This is a genomic window from Devosia sp. GW821-FHT12F11, from assembly GCF_058806655.1.
The window spans coordinates 118,444-137,473 of the sequence record NZ_JBXAPX010000001.1 but is presented as its reverse complement, the minus strand read 5'-3'; the positions used below and the strand labels follow the sequence as shown (position 1 = coordinate 137,473).

Annotated in this window: 15 protein-coding genes and 1 riboswitch; of the genes, 7 read left to right on the top strand and 8 right to left on the bottom strand. The window is 66.5% G+C overall.

Annotation, left to right across the window (positions count from 1 at the left end; translation table 11 throughout):
• Window positions 1-364: 364 nt before the first annotated feature.
• Entirely contained in the window at window positions 365-1,720 is a 1,356-nt protein-coding gene (locus AC1ROK_RS00715) for an ammonium transporter (protein ID WP_492842841.1), read from the bottom strand.
• A 26-nt stretch (window positions 1,721-1,746) separates the two neighbouring features.
• Window positions 1,747-2,085: a P-II family nitrogen regulator gene (locus AC1ROK_RS00710; RefSeq protein ID WP_055046886.1), complete on the bottom strand. Its 339-nt coding sequence runs from the start codon at window positions 2,083-2,085 to the stop codon at window positions 1,747-1,749.
• 286 nt (window positions 2,086-2,371) lie between these two features.
• Here AC1ROK_RS00710 and AC1ROK_RS00705 point away from each other — a divergent pair, with 286 nt between their 5' ends.
• Window positions 2,372-3,586 carry an FAD-dependent oxidoreductase gene (locus AC1ROK_RS00705; RefSeq protein WP_492842839.1) on the top strand — a complete coding sequence of 405 codons (1,215 nt, stop codon included), beginning with the start codon at window positions 2,372-2,374 and terminating at the stop codon, window positions 3,584-3,586.
• Between the two features lie 226 nt (window positions 3,587-3,812).
• On the opposite strand, the gene argC is transcribed toward AC1ROK_RS00705, so the two are convergent.
• Window positions 3,813-4,763, bottom strand: coding sequence for an N-acetyl-gamma-glutamyl-phosphate reductase (gene argC, locus AC1ROK_RS00700; RefSeq protein ID WP_492842837.1), 951 nt, complete (start codon window positions 4,761-4,763; stop codon window positions 3,813-3,815).
• Between the two features lie 104 nt (window positions 4,764-4,867).
• On the opposite strand from argC, the gene deoD reads away from it, so the two are divergent.
• The 3 genes from deoD to AC1ROK_RS00685 all read left to right on the top strand — a co-directional run bounded on the left by deoD (window position 4,868) and on the right by AC1ROK_RS00685 (window position 6,704).
• Window positions 4,868-5,581: a purine-nucleoside phosphorylase gene (gene deoD / locus AC1ROK_RS00695; RefSeq protein WP_492842835.1), complete on the top strand. Its 714-nt coding sequence runs from the start codon at window positions 4,868-4,870 to the stop codon at window positions 5,579-5,581.
• Window positions 5,578-6,201: a hypothetical protein gene (locus AC1ROK_RS00690; protein WP_492842833.1), complete on the top strand. Its 624-nt coding sequence runs from the start codon at window positions 5,578-5,580 to the stop codon at window positions 6,199-6,201. The genes deoD and AC1ROK_RS00690 overlap by 4 nt, the downstream gene beginning before the upstream one ends.
• A 215-nt stretch (window positions 6,202-6,416) precedes the next feature.
• Window positions 6,417-6,704, top strand: coding sequence for a hypothetical protein (locus AC1ROK_RS00685; protein ID WP_492842831.1), 288 nt, complete (start codon window positions 6,417-6,419; stop codon window positions 6,702-6,704).
• 7 nt (window positions 6,705-6,711) lie between these two features.
• Here AC1ROK_RS00685 and AC1ROK_RS00680 read toward each other — a convergent pair whose 3' ends face one another.
• The gene (locus AC1ROK_RS00680; RefSeq protein WP_492844647.1) at window positions 6,712-7,920 is read right to left on the bottom strand and encodes a GGDEF domain-containing protein; all 1,209 of its coding nucleotides are present in this window, start codon (window positions 7,918-7,920) and stop codon (window positions 6,712-6,714) included.
• A 246-nt stretch (window positions 7,921-8,166) separates the two neighbouring features.
• Between AC1ROK_RS00680 and AC1ROK_RS00675 the strand changes: the two genes are divergently transcribed.
• A complete protein-coding gene (locus tag AC1ROK_RS00675) occupies window positions 8,167-8,481 on the top strand; it encodes a hypothetical protein (protein WP_492842829.1) in 315 nt (104 codons plus the stop codon).
• Window positions 8,482-8,724: 243 nt separating this feature from the next.
• On the opposite strand, the gene AC1ROK_RS00670 is transcribed toward AC1ROK_RS00675, so the two are convergent.
• From AC1ROK_RS00670 to AC1ROK_RS00660, 3 genes are all read right to left on the bottom strand, one after another.
• Entirely contained in the window at window positions 8,725-9,159 is a 435-nt protein-coding gene (locus tag AC1ROK_RS00670) for a metallopeptidase family protein (protein WP_492842827.1), read from the bottom strand.
• A complete protein-coding gene (gene leuC / locus AC1ROK_RS00665) occupies window positions 9,150-10,553 on the bottom strand; it encodes a 3-isopropylmalate dehydratase large subunit (RefSeq protein WP_492842825.1) in 1,404 nt (467 codons plus the stop codon). The genes AC1ROK_RS00670 and leuC overlap by 10 nt, the downstream gene beginning before the upstream one ends.
• Window positions 10,554-10,647: 94 nt before the next feature.
• The gene (locus AC1ROK_RS00660; protein WP_492842823.1) at window positions 10,648-12,003 is read right to left on the bottom strand and encodes a lipopolysaccharide biosynthesis protein; all 1,356 of its coding nucleotides are present in this window, start codon (window positions 12,001-12,003) and stop codon (window positions 10,648-10,650) included.
• A gap of 142 nt (window positions 12,004-12,145) precedes the next feature.
• Here AC1ROK_RS00660 and AC1ROK_RS00655 point away from each other — a divergent pair, with 142 nt between their 5' ends.
• Both AC1ROK_RS00655 and AC1ROK_RS00650 read left to right on the top strand, forming a co-directional pair.
• On the top strand, window positions 12,146-16,921 hold the full coding sequence (locus AC1ROK_RS00655; RefSeq protein ID WP_492842821.1) for an NAD-glutamate dehydrogenase: 4,776 nt from the start codon (window positions 12,146-12,148) through the stop codon (window positions 16,919-16,921).
• The gene (locus AC1ROK_RS00650; RefSeq protein ID WP_492844646.1) at window positions 16,884-17,321 is read left to right on the top strand and encodes a LysR substrate-binding domain-containing protein; all 438 of its coding nucleotides are present in this window, start codon (window positions 16,884-16,886) and stop codon (window positions 17,319-17,321) included. Before AC1ROK_RS00655 ends, AC1ROK_RS00650 begins: the two co-directional genes overlap by 38 nt.
• Here the strand turns inward: AC1ROK_RS00650 and purH are convergent.
• Window positions 17,318-18,904 carry a bifunctional phosphoribosylaminoimidazolecarboxamide formyltransferase/IMP cyclohydrolase gene (purH, locus tag AC1ROK_RS00645; protein WP_492842819.1) on the bottom strand — a complete coding sequence of 529 codons (1,587 nt, stop codon included), beginning with the start codon at window positions 18,902-18,904 and terminating at the stop codon, window positions 17,318-17,320. The two genes, AC1ROK_RS00650 and purH, sit on opposite strands and share 4 nt — an antisense overlap.
• A gap of 19 nt (window positions 18,905-18,923) precedes the next feature.
• A riboswitch (ZMP/ZTP riboswitch) is annotated at window positions 18,924-19,005 on the bottom strand.
• Between the last annotated feature and the right edge of the window lie 25 nt (window positions 19,006-19,030).

Here is a 19,030-nt window from a genome sequence, read left to right as displayed (position 1 = left end):
GCCGGGCACAGTCAGGCTGCTTCGCAGGCGGCGAAGTGCTCAAGATTTGGGCGGTCAACGGCCCGGCACTGCCCAGAAACTGAGCAGTGCGGCATCGCCTGGCGGGGCGGGTGGCGGTCCCGTTTCCGGGCCCGGGTGCCGTTGACCGGGGTGTGCAGCCCACGCGGTTTGCGAGTGGGAAGCCTCTGTGGCGAGCCAAGAGGTACGTGAGCTGCACGCCGCGATCAGCGGGTTGGGAACCGGGCCGCAGCCTGTTTCCGGGTCGGAGAGCCGAGCCGCAACCCGGCTCTCCGGGGGTCAGGCGCGCAGCGGGGGAGGAGATCCGCTGCGCGCCATCTGGTGGTCCAGGTGGACGACGCTCCCGTTAGTTGTAGGCGCGCTCGCCGTGGCTCGACAGATCGAGGCCATCGCTCTCGGCCGACTCGGTGACGCGGGCGCCGCCGAACACTGCCTTGACGATGAACATCGCGATGAGCGCCACCACGGCCGACCAGACGATGGCGATACCGACGCCGGTCAGCTGCTTGACGAACTGGCTCCACATCTCGTAGCCGGCCAGCGGGTAACCACCGAAGGTCGGGCTGGCGACGAACGCGGTGCCCAGCGCGCCGACGATGCCGCCGACGCCATGGATGCCGAACACGTCGAGCGAGTCGTCGTACTTGAACATCGGCTTCAGCGTCACGACGGCCCACAGGCAGACTACACCGGCGATGGCGCCGAGGACGATCGCCCCGATGGTGCCGGCAAAGCCGGCGGCCGGGGTGATCGCAACGAGACCGGCGACGGCGCCCGAAGCGAAGCCGAGCAGCGAGGCATGACCGCGGGTGAACTTCTCAGCCAGACCCCACGCCAGGGCCGCGGCGGCCGGGGCAGTGATGGTGTTGAGGAAGGCCTGGGCGGTGAGGCCGTTGGCTTCGAGGTTCGAGCCGGCATTGAAGCCGAACCAGCCGAACCACAGCAGGCCCGCGCCGATGAAGACGAAGGTCAGGTTGTGCGGCGGGATCGGTTCCTTGAGGAAGCCGGTGCGCGGCCCGAGGACGATGGCGGCGACGAGTGCGGCCACACCGGAATTGATGTGCACCACGGTGCCGCCGGCGAAGTCATAAGCGCCCAGGCCGAACAGGTACCCGGTGCCGGCCCAGACCATGTGGGCGATCGGCAGGTAGGAGAAGGTGAACCAGATCGCCAGGAACAGCATCACGGCGCCGAACTTCATGCGCTCGGCGATGCCGCCGACGATGAGGGTGGAGGTGATGCAGGCGAAGGTGAGCTGGAACACCACGAACACCAGTTCGGGCAGCTGGAAGCCGGCCGAGAAGGTGGCGGCGGTCGATTCGATCGTCACCCCCGAGAGGAAGAACTTGGAGAAGTCGCCGATGATGGCGGAGAGGCCGCCTTCGCTGCCGCCGAAGGCGAGCGAGTAGCCGTAGGCCACCCAGAGCAGGGCGATGAGCGCGACGCCGGCGAGCACCTGGCTGAGGATGGACAGTACGTTCTTGGCGCGGACCAGGCCGCCGTAGAACAGGGCGAGGCCCGGCACGATCATCACGAAGACGACCATGGTCGAGACCAGCATCCAGGCGGTGTCGCCCTTGTCGATGATCGGGACGACTTCAGCGGCCGGCGCCGCGGCGTCCTGCGCGAAGGCCGGCAAGGCGAGAGCCAGCGAGGCCAGTGCCGCAGCTCCCAGGACTTTTGACATCTTCAAGTCTGTCATTGGGGTTTCTCCAGAGGGTAGCGGCATCAGAGCGCGGCCGCGCCGGTTTCGCCGGTGCGGATGCGGGTGACGGCCAACAGGTCGAGCACGAAGATCTTGCCGTCACCGATGCGGCCCGTCTGGGCACTCTCGCGGATGGCCGAGACGATGGCGTCGGACTGGGCGTCGTCGACAGCGATCTCGATCTTGAGCTTGGGCAGGAAGTGCACCGCATACTCGGTGCCGCGGTAGATTTCGGAATGGCCCTTCTGCCGGCCATAGCCTTTGACTTCGGTCACGGTCATGCCGTGGACGTCGAGCGAGTTGAGGGCCTGGCGGACCTCCTCCAGGCGCGACGGTTTGATGATTGCGATCACCAGCTTCATGGATGCCCCTTTCGATACGTGTTGGACGGTCTCCAATCGGCTCAAACAGACTCAAGTCGCGTGCCAAACTGCGGCCGCAATCGCCAACCTTATGATTCTATTAAGGAAAGACGGGCGCTGGCTGCCTAGCGGCGGTGCAGTGACCGGTTCTGCCCAAGGCTTGTGCGCAGAATTTGGGCAGAATCGATCGAGCTGCTGACACTTTGTGCAGCAGTGCGGCGCGGCAAAGCATCGCCTTGCGCAGCGCTGCGGGAAGGTCGACATAGCGGCAAAGCGGAGTTCTCCTATGGCAGATAGCTTTGACATCGTGATCGTGGGCGGCGGGCCGGTGGGCCTCACCATGGCGCTGGCGCTGAGCCGCTCGATGAAGGGCTTACGCGTCGCGCTGCTCGACCGCCGACCGTTCTCGGTGCCCAAGGATCAGCGCGCCTCGGCCATCGCCGCGGGGGTGCGCCGCATCTTCGTCGAGCTGGGCGTGTGGACGGCGATGGCGATCGGGGCCGAGCCGGTCCGGCAGATGAAGATCACCGATTCCGGCACCGGCGATATTTCGCGGCCGCTGTTCCTGAGCTTCATGGGTGATGTGGCGCCGGGCGAGCCGTTCGCGCACCTGGTGCCCAACCAGCTGGTGGCCGAGACGCTGCTCGGGGCGCTGGGCGAGGGCGTCGAGATCATCGCGCCGGTCGAGATCACCGGCTTTGCCGCCGACCCCGGCATGGCGCGGCTTAGCCTTGCCGACGGCCGAACCATCACCGCACCGCTGGTGATCGCCTCGGACGGGGCGCAATCGGCGCTCAGGCGGATGGCCGGGATCGAGGTGATCTTGCACGACTACCGGCAATCCGGGCTGGTCACCACCATCACGCACGAACTCGACCATGAAGGCACGGCTTACGAACATTTCCGGCCGGCCGGCCCATTCGCCAGCCTGCCGCTGCCCGGCCGGCGCTCATCGCTGGTGTGGACCGAGACGACCGAACGGGCCGCCGAACTCAAGGGCTGGCCGCAGGAGGCGATCGCCGCCGAGATCGAGGCAGTGATGGGTTCGAGCCTTGGGCGGGTGACGCTCGAGGAGGGGCTGCAGGCCTTTCCGCTGCGCTTGCAGATCGCCAGGAGCTTCGTGGCACCACGGTTGGCGCTGATCGGCGACGCGGCGCATGTGGTGCATCCGGTGGCCGGGCAGGGGCTGAACCTGGGGCTGAAGGACGTCGCGGCGCTGGCCGAAGTGGTAATCGATGCGATGCGGCTCGGGCAGGACCATGGCGCCGCCGATGTGCTCGAGCGCTACCAGCACTGGCGGCGCTTCGATACCGCGCTGATGGCGATGGTGACCGACGGGATGGTGCGGCTGTTCTCGAACGACGTTGCGCCGGTGCGGGCGCTGCGCGATTTCGGCATGGGCGTGGTCGACCGCCTGCCGCCGGTCAAGGACCTGTTGATCGCCCGCGCCGCCGGGCTCGACCGCAGCGGGCCGAAACTGCTGCGTGGGCTGCAGATCTAGGGCTCACTACGACGTGGCACCCTGGCGCCACCTCACCGGCCGTCATCCCGACGAAAGTCGGGACCCAGTGCACCGCCGGTTCCACGGGCACACACTCTCTGACCTTGCCATGATGGACCGGCACGGTCCGCATGCGACCAGCGGTCCGAGCAGTGGCTCCCGGCTTTCGCCGGGATGACATCCGGTGGGTGAGGTGGCCATGCGGGCCCGAGGACCCGCAGGTTAATCAAGCCGCCAAGCTGGTGTCCGCGGCGACGCCGAGCATCAGGTTGAGGTTCTGCACGGCTGCGCCGGACGCGCCCTTGCCGAGATTGTCGTAGACCGCAACCAGCAGCGCCTGGGCCTTCGCATCATTGGCAAAGACGTGCAGGCGCATGCGGTTGGTGTCGTTGTAGAGCTCGGGGTTCAGCTCGGGGCTGCGCTCGAGCTCGGACAGCGACGCAACGTCGACGAAGCTTTGCGGGATCGCCGCAAAATGGTCGGCGATGGCGGCGTGAAGTTCCGCGCCGGTCGGCACCTTGGCCAGACTCCACAGCTGCAGCGGCACGGCAGTGATCATCCCCTGCCGGAAGTTGCCGACGGCGGGCTGGAACAGCGGCACATGCTGGAGTTTGGCGTATTTCTGCAGCTCTGGCAGGTGCTTGTGCTTGAAGGTGAGGCCGTAGAGCGCGAACTCGTTGGCGTCCTCGCCCTGCTGCTCATAATCCTCGATCATGGTGCGGCCGCCGCCGGAATAGCCGGAGATGCCGTTGACGGAGACCGGAAAATCGGCCGGCACGAGGCCCGCCTCGACCAGCGGCCGCAGCGTCGCGATGGCGCCCTGCGGCCAGCAGCCGGGGTTGCCGACCCGCGTGGCATTGGCGATGGCGGCGGACTGCGCCTTGTCCATCTCGGCAAAGCCATAGGCCCAGCCCTCGGCGATGCGGTGCGCGGTCGAGGCGTCGATCACCTTGGTGGTGTCATTCTCGATCAGCGACACGCTCTCCTTGGCGGCGTCGTCGGGCAGGCAGAGAATCGCCACATCGGCCAGATTCAGCAGGCGCTTACGCTCCTCCAGATCCTTGCGCTTGTCGTGAGCGATGGAGATCACCTCGAGGTCGCGGCGGCCGGCGAGGCGCTCCCGGATCTGCAGACCCGTGGTACCGGCTTCGCCGTCGATGAAGATTTTCGCGACCATATGAGGCTCCCAATAAGGGGGTTGAATGCGCGGGACATATAGGGGTTGCCTCTGTCATCTGCAAAGGGTTTGGTGGCGCCAACACGATCATATGAGAGGCCGAAATGACCCCGCACAATCACGCCAAGCCCGGTGACTATGCCGAAGCCGTGCTGCTGCCCGGCGACCCGCTGCGCGCCAAGTGGATTGCCGAGACCTTCTTCGAGGATGCGAGGCTGGTGAACTCGGTGCGTAACTGCCTCGGCTATACCGGCACGTGGAAGGGCAAGCCCGTCTCGGTGCAGGCGACCGGCATGGGGCAGGCGTCGCTGTCGATCTATGTGCACGAACTGATCAACGTCTACGGCCTGCAGAAGCTGATCCGGGTGGGCACCTGCGGCGGGCTCAACGCCAAGGTGAAGGTCCGCGACCTGGTCATCGCGCAGGGGGCGACGACGGATTCGGCGATCGTCCGCGACGCCTTCACGCCGTTCAACTTCGCGCCGATCGCCGATTTCGGGCTGTTGCGCGACAGTGTCGAGCGGGCCGAGAAGGCGGGGATGCGCTACCACGTCGGCAATATGCTCTCGTCCGACATCTTCTATCACATCGAGCCCGGCCTCACCGGCTATGGCCGGTTGCCGGCGCACGGCATCCTCGGGGTCGAGATGGAAGCGGCGGCGCTCTACACGCTCGCGGCGCGGTTCGACCGCAAGGCGCTGGCCATCTGCACGATGACCGATTGCCTGATCACCCATGCCGAACTCAGCGCCGAGGATCGGCAGTCGTCGCTTCGGGAGATGATCACCCTGGCGCTCGACACCGCGATCGGCGCATGAGCGTTCTCGGCAGACTCGCCTCGGCGCTCGGGCGCAACGACGAGCAGCCGAATATCGAGCTGGCGGAGGCGCTGGCGGCAAAGCCGGATGCCGCCGCCGTCGCCGAGCTGGCCGTCGCCCTCGCCACCGGTTCGACCGCAACCTCCAACGACGCCATCAAGGTGCTGTACGAACTGGGCGAGCGGCAGCCAGAATTGGTGGCGCCACATGCAGAGGCGTTCCTGACGCTGCTGGGCGGCAAGAACAACCGCAATGTCTGGGGCGCCCTGCAGGCGATCGAGACCATCACCGCGTTGCAGCCCGACGCGGTGCTGGCCGAGCTGCCCAAGATCATCGCGGCGGCCGACAAGGGTTCGGTGATCGCCAAGGACAAGGCAGTGGCGATCCTCATAAAGCTTGCCGCCGCCGGGCATGGCGCAAAAGCACTGCCGATCTTGCTGGAGCGGCTCGAGGGAGCGGCGCCGAACCAGTTCCCGATGTATGCCGAGCAGGCACTGCCGGTGATCGACGCGGCGCAGCGGGCGGCGTTCGTGCGCCTGCTGGAGGCGCGGCTGGGTGGAATTGAGGCCAGCGCGAAGCGGACACGTGTGGAAAAAGTACTGCGGCGGGCTCGGGGCTGACGCCTCGGGAAGTTGAGGGACGTGCGTCTTCAAAGCGCGATCAGGCGCTTGGCCAAGTCAATACGCTGCTGCCCGTAGAGCGGCAGGAAGATCGGCTGCCGATGCTGCCGCAACCTGCGATATTCAACGAATGGCGAGGGGTCGGAGACAGGCGGAACTGAACCGTCAGGCCGGCGTTGGGGGATTACGTTTAGGGCATCTGAGGGGAGGCCAGGATGAATACCCACACACTCATCGAACATCGCGATATCCAGAACTGGGTGACGGCGCGCCACGGGCAGCCGGCACTGCGCCAGATCCCCGATCCGAACGGACGGGTGCGGGCGCGGCTGGCGCTAAATTTCGCGCGGCCTGCGGTGCCGACCGAGACGCCGAGCCAGGATGACGGCATGAGCCCCTGCTCATGGACGGCATGGCTGGCGGAGCTCGATCGACAGCACCTGGCATTGCGGGTGAGCGACAAGACGGCGTTCGAGTTCGTCGAGCGGCGTGATCTGAACTAGAGAACGGTCAGGCAGACCTGGCGAGCGACGTGCCGGCCAGCGGATGCGCCGGCATGGCGTCTGCGTCCGGATCGGCGGCAACGGCGACCCGGTCGCGACCATCGCGCTTGGCAGTGTAGAGCGCCGCATCGGCGCGGCGGCGCAGCCCGGAGAGGCCTTCGCCCGCGAGTCGCTCGGCGACGCCGAAGCTGGCGGTGCAACGCACGAATGGCGGCAGGCCCGGCACCGAGAGAGTGGCAAAGCCGGCTCGCAGCGTTTCCGCCAGCAGGCGGGCGATCGCCAGGTTGGCTCCGGGAACGAAGACCGCGAATTCCTCGCCGCCCATGCGGCCGACCACCGCCTTGGGCGGAGCGGTATCGCGCAGCAGCGCGGCGAAGGCGACGATCACCTGATCGCCGATGTCGTGGCCGTAACTGTCGTTGATCGACTTGAAGGCATCGAGGTCGGCCAGCACCAGGGTCGCCGGCAGGCTGGGCAGCAGCAAGCCGGAGGCGGCGCGCTCCTCGAAACCCCGGCGGTTGTATACCGAGGACAGCGGATCGGTCTCGGAGCGGGCGGTGATCTCCACCAGCATGTCGCGCACCAGCAGCATCAGCATCAGCAGCCCGGTCGCCACCTGCAGGATGGCGCCGAGCGACTGCGAATAGAGCGCGTAGGTGGTGGCGAGGTAGGTGGCGGTGGTGTCGCCCGAGCCGCCCAGCACCAGCGCCGCAAAGGGCTTCGACAGAAATTGCAGCGCGCTCAGCGCAAACATGGCGATGAGTCCGATATCGATGGGCTGACGCCGGCGTGAGGCAAAGATGATCCAGGCGGCGGCGGCCTGCAGCAGCGCGTAGGGCGCCTGGTAGATGAGGTTTCGCTCGACCGTATCGTGCGGCAGGGTGTAGCCGAACCAGTTGGCGACGATCGAGCTCGCGGCAATGGCGGCGATGCCGGCCCAGGGCAGTTTCGGCCGGTAGCGGCGGGCAACTCCGAGGGTGACCGCGGTGACGGCGCCGTGGAAGAAGGCGAAACCGGCAGTGTAGGCGAGTTGCGGATGGTCCTGCAGCGGCAGGATGAACTCAGACGCGATGTAGAAGATGCCGAACACGTAGGCGAGCGAGAAGAACGGCGCGACCTTGTCCGCCCGGTTGGATACGCCAACCAGGAAGAATGCCAGCGCGAACAGCGCTGCAATGAATAGATTGATGGCGAGGATGAAGCTCGCTCCGGCCATGCCCTGCAATTGCGTCCCTGATGATGGAATGACAGTAGGGGTGGCTCAGAAAGAACTGGTTAACAGCAAACCGGCAACGCCGCGGCGCGCCGTCGCAAGTTTGAGCCAGCGGAGCGGCAAAGCCAAGTCCGAACAGGGCGCTCGACGGCGATCGGCACTTGGAACCGGACGACGCCGCGACCACTTAAGGTATGGACGTTTTCCAGCTAAACTGATGGTTCGTAAGAAGACCAGAAAGGCATCGAAATGACTCAGGTCCTCACCAAGCACGAGGATATCCGGCTCTGGGCGGCGGCGCGCTCGGGTAACCCGGCGATGGAAGATCGCGCAACGGGCATCGGTGGCCCGCCGGTGCTGAGGATCCTGTTCGACCAGCAGGCGCTGAACGCCGGCGAGAACCAGTATGGCGATCGTCCCGGCGGACTCGATCTCGTCGCCTGGGACGAGTGGTTCGAGCATTTCGACAGCCAGAAATACGGCCTCCTGGTCGAGGATGAGCGGCCGGGCGTGCTGGACGACTATTATGAGTTCGTGCCGCGGGATGGGAATCAGCGGGACTAGGGTTGGTCCGCCGCGGGCCCTGTTTGTGCACGTGCGCTGAGCTGTGGTCGTGGCTCACCTACCGGCTGTCATCCCTGCGAAAGCAGGGACCCATCTATCCACCTGCGCGGGCTGTGAGTTGGGTCCCTGCTTTCGCAGGGATGACACCGAGTTTGGGGACTTGCCGAGTGTCAGTTCCGCGTACTGGCGTCACTTCGTCGGGCGGTTGGCACAGGGCCGGTGCCGAATGACACGTAAAGTGCCTCAGCTCTCTCGTTCCGCCGCCGCCTCGATGGCTTCCATGTCGTCGTCGGAAAAACCGAAATGGTGGCCGATCTCGTGTACCAGCACGTGGGTGATGATCTCGCCCAGCGTTTCCAGAGTTTCGCTTTCGGCCCAGTAATCGAGGATGGGACGGCGGTAGAGCCAGACCTGATTGGGCAGTTGCCCGGTCTGCGGCGTCGCGCCGCCCTGCGGCAGGCCGATGCCGCGAAACAGGCCGAGAATGTCGAACTCGGATTCGAGCTCCATCTCGACGATCGTTTCTTCATCAGGGAATTCGGCGACCATGCAGGGGACGTTGCCGGCCAGCGCCTTGAACTCTCTTGGCAGCGCCTCGAAAGCCGCTGCCGCGATCTGCTCGAAATCGTCGAGGGACGGAGCAGCGCGCTCCGTCCACGGATTGGGGCTTACTGCCACTCGCGAATGTCGACGAAGTGGCCGGTGACCGCCGCGGCTGCCGCCATGGCCGGCGAGACCAGGTGGGTGCGGCCCTTGAAGCCCTGACGGCCCTCGAAGTTGCGGTTCGAGGTCGAGGCACAGCGCTCGTGCGGCTTCAGCTTGTCGGGGTTCATGGCAAGGCACATCGAGCAACCCGGCTCGCGCCACTCGAAACCGGCATCCTTGAAGATCTTGTCGAGACCTTCGGCTTCCGCCTGCTCCTTCACGAGGCCCGAACCCGGCACCACCATGGCGTTGACGCCGTCGGCGACCTTCCGGCCGGCCACCACCTTGGCAGCAGCGCGGAGATCCTCGATGCGGCCATTGGTGCATGAGCCGAGGAAGACGCGCTCGACGGTGATGTCGGTGATCTTGGTGCCCGGCTCGAGGCCCATATACTCGAGCGCCCGCCACTTGGACGCGCGCTTGTTGGCGTCCTGGATATCATCGGGGTTGGGGACGACGCCATTGACCGAAATCACGTCTTCGGGGCTAGAGCCCCAGGAGACGATCGGCGGGAGTTTTGCGGCGTCAAGGATCACCACCTTGTCGTAATGCGCGTCGGCGTCGGAGTAGAGGGTCTTCCAGTACTCGACGGCGTGGTCGTAGGCGGCGCCCTTGGGAGCGCGCGGACGGCCCTTCACGTACTCGAGGGTCTTCTCGTCGGGAGCAATCAGGCCGGCGCGGGCACCGCCCTCGATGGTCATGTTGCAGACCGTCATGCGGCCTTCCATCGACAGCGCGCGGATGGCTTCGCCGGCGAACTCGATGACGTGGCCGGTGCCGCCGGCCGTGCCGATCTCGCCGATGATGGCGAGGATGATGTCCTTGGCGGTGACGCCTTCAGGCAGCTGGCCATCGACACGCACCAGCATGTTCTTGGCCTTCTGCTGGATCAGCGTCTGGGTGGCGAGCACGTGCTCGACTTCCGACGTGCCGATGCCGTGCGCCAGCGCCCCGAACGCGCCATGCGTCGAGGTATGGCTGTCGCCGCAGACGATGGTCATGCCGGGGAGGGTGAAGCCCTGTTCCGGGCCGACGATGTGCACGATGCCCTGACGCTTGTCGAAGGGATCGTAGTACTCGATGCCGAAATCCTTGGTGTTCTCCGCGAGCGCGGCAATCTGGATGGCGCTTTCCGGGTCGGGATTGGGCAGCGAACGGTCGGTGGTGGGGACGTTATGATCGACCACGGCGAGGGTACGCTCGGGCGCCCGGACCTTGCGGCCGTTCATGCGCAGACCCTCGAAAGCCTGCGGGCTCGTCACCTCGTGGACCAGGTGGCGATCAATGTAAATAAGGCTGGTCCCATCCTCGTTGTTGGAAACAAGGTGATCGTCCCAGATCTTATCGTACAGAGTTCTGCCGGCCATTTTTGCTGGAGGTTCCACTCGGGGGTTAAGGGAGTAACGGGGGGTTCTAAGCCCCGCTCGCATGTCAGGTCAAGATTGGCGGAGGGCTCAGAGGTTACAAGGGTGCCATGCGAGGGGGTACATCGGGCAGACCACGCACGCGGAAGGCGCCGAGCAGGGTGGTGTCGATGCCGATATGGCGGCGGTTCCAGCGGGCGATGGCCAGCTGCGCCACGGCGCGCGACAGGGCGTTCACCGCGGCGGCGCCGATCAGCCCAAAAACCGGGATCACCATGAGTTCGAGCAACAGACCCACCAGCATGATGGCGCCCCAGATCCGCACGTAATCGCGCTCGTGGCCGGTCATCATCATGACGATGCGCGAGGGGCCGGTGGCGGCGTCGAAGAGGAGGCCAACACTGAGCAGGATCAGCACCCAGTAGCCGGCAGTGGAGTGATCGCCGAACAGCGCAAGGATCTGGTTGCCGAAGACCAGGTAGCCGAGGAACACCACCAGGGAGAAGGCGAAGCCGGCCCAGGCGCACAAAGCCGTGATCGCCTGCGCCTGCTTGATCTCGCCGGCGTGGTAGTGCCGCGACACCATAGGCGCGACCACGAGGGTAATGGCGAACATGAACAGGGTCAGTAGCCCGGCGGTGCGGAAGGCATTGAAGTAGATGCCGGCAGCCTCGGCGGTGACCAGGAGACCGATGAAGATGGTGTCCATGTTGAGCGCGGCGGAATCGATCACCGTGCCGATAAGGAACCAGCGGCTTGCCGTGCCGTGCTCGCGCCAATAGGGGCGGAGCGTTGAAAAGCCCGGGGCGATCTCGTAGCGGCGGAGACGCGCGAGGGCGTATTGCAGCGCCAGCGCCACGGCCAGCAGCACCGCGGTCAGCAGCAGCGCCTGCCAGCCGCTCAGCGGGGCATTAAAGGCGAACAGCGCGACGATGGCGAGCGGGGTCAACACTCGCCACAACACGTCGCGCGGCGCCAGCGCTGTCCATACCGAGCCCTGGGCGCGGAGCGCCGAGGACCAGTATTCGGCGAAGGCCATCGGCAGGATCAGCGCTGCGGCGGCATAGAGGTGCCAGGTCGGCCCGGTGAACAGGCCGGCCATCGTCGCGCCGGCCATAGTCAGGGCGGTGAGGACGAGGCCGGCGACGAGCGTCAGCGCGCCGCCGGCACGCAGCGCCGACAAGGCCTTGTCGTGCCTCCCGGCCACTTGCTCTTCCGGCCAGTAACGGAGGATCGCCGTCTGCTGGCCCATCGAGGCGCCGATGGCGAGGACCGTGGCGAGGCTGAGGCCGAAGGCGAAATAGCCGTACTCGGTGGCGCCCATGGTGCGCGAAAGCACCACATACATCAGGTAGGTCAGCCCGGCCGTCGCGACCTTGATCAGCAGCGAGGCCAGCGACCGGCTGAGGCCGGTGCGCAGCAGGGCGCGAAGATCGGAGGGAGCATCGGACATAGCGGGCCGTCGACCAGGGGTTTGCGGACTATGGCAGGGGGATGCTCACAAGGTCTTACCGTCATCGTCCTGTGTTGTGGCCACTCGACAACAGATGCGGCCGGACGCAGAGTCCCGTCACTGGGGGACGGGGAGTCAGGCGATGAATGAGGCGGCAGCTGTCGATACGCGTGCGGCGCTGATCGCGCGGGCAGAGGGCTACCAGTCGTCGGAGCCAAGCTTTGCACGGTTCCTCAGGGCAGTGGCCGAGGCGACCGATCCCGAAGACCTGGCCATGCATCCGGTCGAGGTGCTGGAGGCGACGTTCCGCAAATCCTACGGCCGGTTGGGCAAGCGCGAACTGGCCAGCCACAATGTCTATGTGGTGCCGCCGGAAAAGCCGGGCGAACTCGAGATCGTCGAGGTGTTTTCGGCCGATATGCCGTTCATTGTCGATAGCGTGCTGGCGGCGATCCGGGCGCGGGGCGGGGCGATCCGCTTCATCACCCATCCGGTGCTGCAGTTCGACCCGGCAACCTACCGGGTGCTCGACGTGCCGACGCCGGGCAGCCGGCTCGAGAGCTTCCTCCATATCGAGATCGAGCCGCTCGCCGATATCGTGCTGCGCGAGGCGATGAAGGGCGAAATCGACGATACGCTCACCGATGTCGGCCGGGCGGTCGCCGGCTGGCGGCCGATGCTGGCGCGGGTGAAGAAGGCGATGGCCGACTGGCACGCCCACGCCCCCAAGGCGCCGCCGGCGCAGGTGGCCGAGGCGATGCATTTCCTGGGCTGGCTGGCCGAGCACAACTTCACCTTCCTCGGCATGCGCGAATACAAGCTCGAGCCGGCCAGTGAGGTCGACGGTGTCGCGATGCCCGCCAGGCTCGTGCCGGTGCATGACAGCGAACTCGGCATCCTCGAGGACCCGAGCGTGTTGTTCCTGCGCTCGGGGCCCAACTATGTCGAGATGACGGAGCAACACTTCGCCTTCCTCGCGGAGCCGGCGCCGATCATGGTCAGCAAGGCCAATATCCGCTCGCGGGTGCACCGGCGCGCCTACATGGATTATGTCGGGGTGAAGCTCTACGACCGCGAGGGCGCCACTTCGGGCGAGCTGCGCATCCTGGGGCTGTTCACCTCGATGTCGCTGGCGGCGCCCAATACCGACGTGCCGCTGATCCGCAAGAAAATCACCGAGGTGCTGCGCGAAGCCGGGCAGGATCCGCAGAGCCATGCCGGCAAGGCGCTGATGAACGCGCTCGATACGTTTCCGCGCGACGAGCTGTTCCAGATCTCAGAGCCGCAGCTCTACGAGTTCGCGACAATCATCGCCAGCCTCGTCGACCGGCCGCGGGTGCGCGTGCTGAGCCGCATCGACCGCTTCGACAACTTCGTCTCGGTGCTCGTCTTCGTGCCGCGCGACCGCTACGATTCCGACGTCCGGGCGGTGATCGGCAGCTACCTGGCGCAAGTCTATGAGGGGCGCGTCTCGGCTTTCTATCCGAGCTTTCCCGAAGGCGAGCTGGTCCGGGTGCACTTCATCATCGGGCGCAACGGCGGGGTGACGCCGACGCCGAGCCGCGACGAGCTGGAGGCGGGGGTGGCGGAACGCATCCGCACCTTCGGCGACCGGCTGGTGGCGGCGGCGCAGGATTCAGCGGCGATTGCCGACTATCTCGAGGCCTTCCCGCCCGACTACCAGGCGGTGCACTCCGCCGAGGCGGCGCTCGGCGATATCGCGGTGATCAGGCTGCTACCGGACGAGCGGGCGATTGCCTTGCGGCTCGGGGCCCGCGAGGGCCGCAGCGCCATGGGGCTGAAGGTTTACCACCGCGGCAGCCCGATCGCGCTCAGCGACCGGGTGCCGATGCTGGAGAATTTCGGCTTCCGGGTGATCGACGAGGACACCTTTACGGTGAAGCCGCTGCACGGCGCCGAGACCTTTGTGCACGACATGCTGCTCGAGGCCGATGACGGGCTCGACCTCGACGACCGGGCGCTGGGCGAAAAGATCGAGACTGCCATCCTTGCGGTATGGCGGCGGGAAGCAGAGAGCGATGGGCTCAACCAGCTGACGCTGAAAGCCGGGCTCGGCTGGGACGACGTCGAGGTGCTGCGGGCGTTGACGCGTTACCTCAAGCAGGTCGGCATTCCCTATTCGCGCGACTACCTCAATTCGGTGATGGCGCGACATGCCGATGTGTCGGCGGCGCTGGTGGCGCTGTTCCACGCCGAGAACGACCCGCATTTTGCCGGCGACCGCAGGCGCGCAACCGCCGAAGCGCGCGAGATCATCGCCGCGGCGGTCGAGGCGACCACGTCGCTCGACGACGACCGCATCCTCCGCCGCTACCTCAACCTCACCGAGGCGGTGGTGCGCACCAATGCCTATCAGCGCGACCAGTCGGGGGCGCGGCGGCCGGCGCTGGCGCTGAAGTTCGACTGCGCCAAGGTCGAGGCGCTGCCCGAGCCCAAACCCTATCGCGAGATCTTCGTCTATTCCCCGCGGGTCGAAGGCCTGCATCTGCGCTTCGGGCCGATCGCCCGCGGTGGCTTACGCTGGTCGGACCGGCCGGAGGACTTCCGCACCGAGGTGCTGGGGCTGGTGAAGGCGCAGCAGGTGAAAAACGCCATCATCGTGCCGGTGGGGGCGAAAGGCGCGTTCGTGCCCAAGCAGACGCCGCCTGGAGCTGACCGCGAGACACAACTGCGCGAGGGGACGGTCTGCTACAAGATCTTCGTCTCGACGCTGCTCGACGTCACCGACAATCTCGAGGTCGATACCGTGGTGCCGCCTCCCGACGTGATCAGGCGGGACGGCGACGATCCCTACCTGGTGGTGGCCGCCGACAAAGGGACGGCGAGCTTTTCCGACACTGCCAACGCCATCGCTGTCGACCGCGATTTCTGGCTCGGCGACGCCTTCGCTTCGGGCGGCTCGGCCGGCTATGACCACAAGAAGATGGGGATCACGGCGCGTGGCGGCTGGGAGGCGGTGAAGCGGCATTTCCGCGAACTCGACCGTGACATCCAGACGACCCCGTTCACCGTGGTCGGCGTCGGCGACATGAGCGGCGACGTGTTCGGCAACGCCATGCTGTTGTCGGCGGAGACACGGCTGATCGCGGCGTTCGACCATCGCGACATCTTCATCGATCCGGACCCGGATCCGGCGGTGAGCTTCGCCGAGCGCAAACGGCTGTTCGAGCTGCCGCGGTCGAGCTGGCAGGACTACAATCCGGAACTGCTGAGTAAGGGTGGCGGAGTCTATTCGCGCAGCGTCAAGACGGTGCCGCTGTTCGCCGAGGCGCGGAAAGCGCTGGGGCTCAATTCCGATGCGATGACGCCCAATGACGTGATCCGCGCCATCCTCAAGGCGCAGGTGGATCTGCTCTGGTTCGGCGGTATCGGCACCTATGTGCGGGCCAGCAGCGAGACCGAGGCACAGGCTGGCGACAAGGCCAACGATGCAGTGCGCATCGCCGGCGCCGAGATCCGGGCATTGGTGGTGGGCGAGGGCGCTAACCTCGGCGTGACGCAGCTCGGCCGGGTCGAGTACGCGCTGAAGGGCGGGCGGATCAACACCGATGCCATCGACAACTCGGCCGGGGTGAACTCGTCCGACCTCGAAGTGAACATCAAGATCGCGCTCGGCGCGCTGACTCGCACCGGGCAGCTGACCACGCAGGTGCGCAACGAGTTCCTCGCCTCGATGACCGACGAGGTGGCGGCGCTGTGTTTGAAGAACAACTACCTGCAGACGCTGGCGTTGAGCGTCGAGGAGGCACGGGGGCTTGCGGCCTTCCCCGAGCATGTGGCGCTGATCGAGGCGCTGGAGGCCTCGGGCGAGCTGCACCGGGCGGTGGAGTTTTTGCCCGATAACGCCGCACTCCGGCATCGGGCACAGGGTGGCAAGGGGCTGACCCGACCGGAACTGGCGGTGCTGCTCGCCTATGCCAAGAACGTCGCCAATGCGGACCTGCTGAAAACCGGGGTGCCGGACGATCCGTATCTGGGGCGCGAGCTCTATCGCTATTTCCCCGACCGGCTGATCGAGACCTTCGAGGATACGGTCACCAACCATCGGCTGCGCCGCGAGGTGATCGCCACGGTGTTGTCGAATGCCATGATCAACCGCGGGGGGCCGGGCTTCGTCAACGAGATGATGACGGCCTCGAGTGCGGATGCCGGGCAGGTGGCGGCGGCCTATGCCGCAGCACGCGACGTCTATGGCACGCCCGACCTCAACCGCGACATCGACGGGCTCGACGGTACCGTGCCGGGCAAGACCCAGCTGACGCTGTATGCCGAAGTGCAGGCGCTGCTGAAGCGCGAGACGCTGTGGTTCTTGAGGAACGGGCGGTTCGAGCATGGGCTGCGGCCCTTGATCGATCGCTACCAGGACGGCATCGCCCAGGTACGGGCGATGCTCGGCGGGCTGCTCGGCAGTTATCTCGAGAACAGCATCGGCGAGCGCACGGCGCGGCTGGAAGCTGCCGGGGTCAAGCGCGAGATGGCACGGCGTTTCGCCGAGTTGCCGGTGCTGTCGCTCGGCACCGATATCGTCCTGGTGGCCGAGCGGACGCGGACGCCGGTGGCGGATAGTGCCATCGCCTTTTTCGGGGTGCTCGATACGTTCCAGCTCGGGCGGGTGATCGAAGAGGGCAACGCCATTGTGCTGGGCGACAAGTTCGACCGCATGGCGCTCGACCGGGCGCTCGCCAACCTGCTCCGGGCCCAGCGCGACCTGACGGCCGATGCGCTGGCGACCAATAACGGGGCGGTCGATACCCGGCTCAAGGCCTGGCGCGACGCCCATCCCGAAGCCATCGCCCGGGTGGCCGACGCGGTGCAGGGGCTGACCGAGGGCGAGATGACGGTGTCGCGCCTCTCGGTCGCTGCCGGCCTGCTCGGAGACCTGGCAAGGAGCGCCTGAGCTCAGCCGTTGGCCGCTTGCGACGGCGCAGCGAGGGCCGACCAGTCGAAATCGCGCGCCCAGGGCGCAATGGGTGCTGGAAGGACCTGACGGGACCGAGACGGTGGCGGTCAGTGGCCGCATCGCCGCCAATACGATGGAGATCGCTGCCGCGGCGGTGCAGAAGGGCCTCGGCATCGCGCAACTGCCGGCCTCGGCGGCGGCGCCGGCCATTGCCGACGGCCGGCTGCGCCGCGTCCTGCCCGACTATGCGTCGGCGGTGGGCGGGGTCTATGCGCTTTACCCCTCGAGCCGGCACCTGTCGCCGGCAGTCAAGGCCTTTGTCGAGCTCGCCGCCGAGCGGCTGAGCCGGGCGGCGGCGCGCGAAGACTGCGCGCCGGAGGCTTTGGGGGGCGATTAGTGCCGGAAGTGACGCATCCCGGTCATGATCATGGCGATGCCGGCGGCGTCCGCCGCGTCGATCACGGCCTGGTCGTTCATCGAGCCGCCGGGCTGGATCACCGCGGTGGCGCCGGCTTCGACCGCCGCCAGCATGCCATCGGGGAACGGGAAGAAGGCGTCGGAGGCCACCACCGAGTTGGCGGTCAGGGCGCCCTCGATGCCGGCGGCTTCGGCGGCGTCGATGGCCTTGCGGTGCGCCACGCGGCTTGAATCGAGCCGGCTCATCTGGCCGGCGCCGATGCCGACGGTGGCGCCGTCCCTGACATAGATGATGGCGTTCGACTTGACGTGCTTGGCGACCTTCATGGCGATCTTCAGGTCGCGCAGCTCGGCCTCGGTCGGTTGCTTCTTGGTCACCACCTTGAACTCGGTGTCGTCGACATTGCGGTCGTCGCGACCCTGCACCAACAGGCCACCGGCCAGCGATTTCACCGTCAGGCCGCCGGCCTTGGGGTCGGCAAGCGCGCCGGTGAGCAGCAGGCGGAGGTTCTTCTTCGCCGCGATGATGCGGATCGCTTCCTCGGTGGCGTCGGGCGCGACGATCACCTCGGTGAACACCTTGACGATCTCGGTGGCGGTCGGCCCGTCGATGATCTGGTTCAGCGCCACGATGCCGCCGAAGGCGCTGACAGGGTCGGTGCGGTGGGCCAGTTGGTAAGCCTCGATCAGCGTCTTGCCGATGGCGAAACCGCAGGGGTTGGCGTGCTTGATGATGGCGACGGCCGGCACTGCCGGGTCGAATTCCGACACTAGTTCGAAGGCCGCGTCGGTGTCGTTGAGGTTGTTGTAGCTCAGCGCCTTGCCCTGCACCTGGCGGGCGGTGGCGACGCCGGGGCGCTGCTCGCCGGTGGTGTAGAAGGCGGCCCACTGGTGCGGGTTCTCGCCGTAGCGCATCACTTCCTTGAGCCGGCCGGCGAACGAGCGGTAGGGCATCTCGGCATAGTCGAGGGTTCTGGCGAACCAGCTCGAGATCACCGAGTCATAAGCGGCGGTGCGGGCATAGGCCTTGGCGGCGAGGCGCTGGCGCAGCTCGTAGGGCACGCCGCCCGAGGTGCGGATGTGCTCGAGCACCGTGTCATAGTCGGCGGGGTCGACGATAACAGTGACATAGGCGTGGTTCTTGGCCGCCGAGCGGATCATCGCCGGGCCGCCGATATCGATGTTCTCGATGGTCTCGTCGTAGGAGGCGCCCTTGGCGATGGTTTCCTCGAACGGGTAGAGGTTCACCACCACGAGGTCGATGGCGCCGATCTGGTGCTCGTCCATCGAAGCCCTATGGGTGGGGTTATCGCGCACCGCGAGCAACCCGCCATGCACCTTGGGGTGCAGCGTCTTCACCCGGCCATCCATCATTTCGGGGAAGCCGGTGAGATCGGAGATGTCCCGCACGGCTGCACCCGTCGACGCGATCAGCTTGGAGGTGCCGCCGGTCGAGACCAGATCGACACCCAGCCCGGCCAGCGCCTTGGCGAAATCGGCCATCCCGGTCTTGTCGAAGACACTGAGGAGGGCGCGCTTGATGGGAACTATGGCGTTGGACATGGGGGCTCCGTCACGGTTGAAGGGGGGCCCAGGCGAGCGGCAGCTGTCGTTCGCGTTCCCCGATGGTGGCCCATCTCTTCTCGCCAGTCGCGCGAACGCGGGCCTTATTGCAGAAACAGCTGACGT

What these genes read in the sequence shown, in the direction of transcription:
- AC1ROK_RS00680 (WP_492844647.1), bottom strand. Translation starts at nt 7,920, where the DNA reads ATGGCCGGAGCGAGCTTCATCCTCGCCATCAATCTATTCATTGCAGCG.
- AC1ROK_RS00710 (WP_055046886.1), bottom strand. Translation starts at nt 2,085, where the DNA reads ATGAAGCTGGTGATCGCAATCATCAAACCGTCGCGCCTGGAGGAGGTC.
- argC (WP_492842837.1), bottom strand. Translation starts at nt 4,763, where the DNA reads ATGGTCGCGAAAATCTTCATCGACGGCGAAGCCGGTACCACGGGTCTG.
- leuC (WP_492842825.1), bottom strand. Translation starts at nt 10,553, where the DNA reads ATGGCCGGCAGAACTCTGTACGATAAGATCTGGGACGATCACCTTGTT.
- purH (WP_492842819.1), bottom strand. Translation starts at nt 18,904, where the DNA reads ATGTCCAACGCCATAGTTCCCATCAAGCGCGCCCTCCTCAGTGTCTTC.
- AC1ROK_RS00655 (WP_492842821.1), top strand. Translation starts at nt 12,146, where the DNA reads ATGAATGAGGCGGCAGCTGTCGATACGCGTGCGGCGCTGATCGCGCGG.
- AC1ROK_RS00660 (WP_492842823.1), bottom strand. Translation starts at nt 12,003, where the DNA reads ATGTCCGATGCTCCCTCCGATCTTCGCGCCCTGCTGCGCACCGGCCTC.
- AC1ROK_RS00685 (WP_492842831.1), top strand. Translation starts at nt 6,417, where the DNA reads ATGAATACCCACACACTCATCGAACATCGCGATATCCAGAACTGGGTG.
- AC1ROK_RS00705 (WP_492842839.1), top strand. Translation starts at nt 2,372, where the DNA reads ATGGCAGATAGCTTTGACATCGTGATCGTGGGCGGCGGGCCGGTGGGC.
- AC1ROK_RS00675 (WP_492842829.1), top strand. Translation starts at nt 8,167, where the DNA reads ATGACTCAGGTCCTCACCAAGCACGAGGATATCCGGCTCTGGGCGGCG.
- deoD (WP_492842835.1), top strand. Translation starts at nt 4,868, where the DNA reads ATGACCCCGCACAATCACGCCAAGCCCGGTGACTATGCCGAAGCCGTG.
- AC1ROK_RS00690 (WP_492842833.1), top strand. Translation starts at nt 5,578, where the DNA reads ATGAGCGTTCTCGGCAGACTCGCCTCGGCGCTCGGGCGCAACGACGAG.
- AC1ROK_RS00715 (WP_492842841.1), bottom strand. Translation starts at nt 1,720, where the DNA reads ATGACAGACTTGAAGATGTCAAAAGTCCTGGGAGCTGCGGCACTGGCC.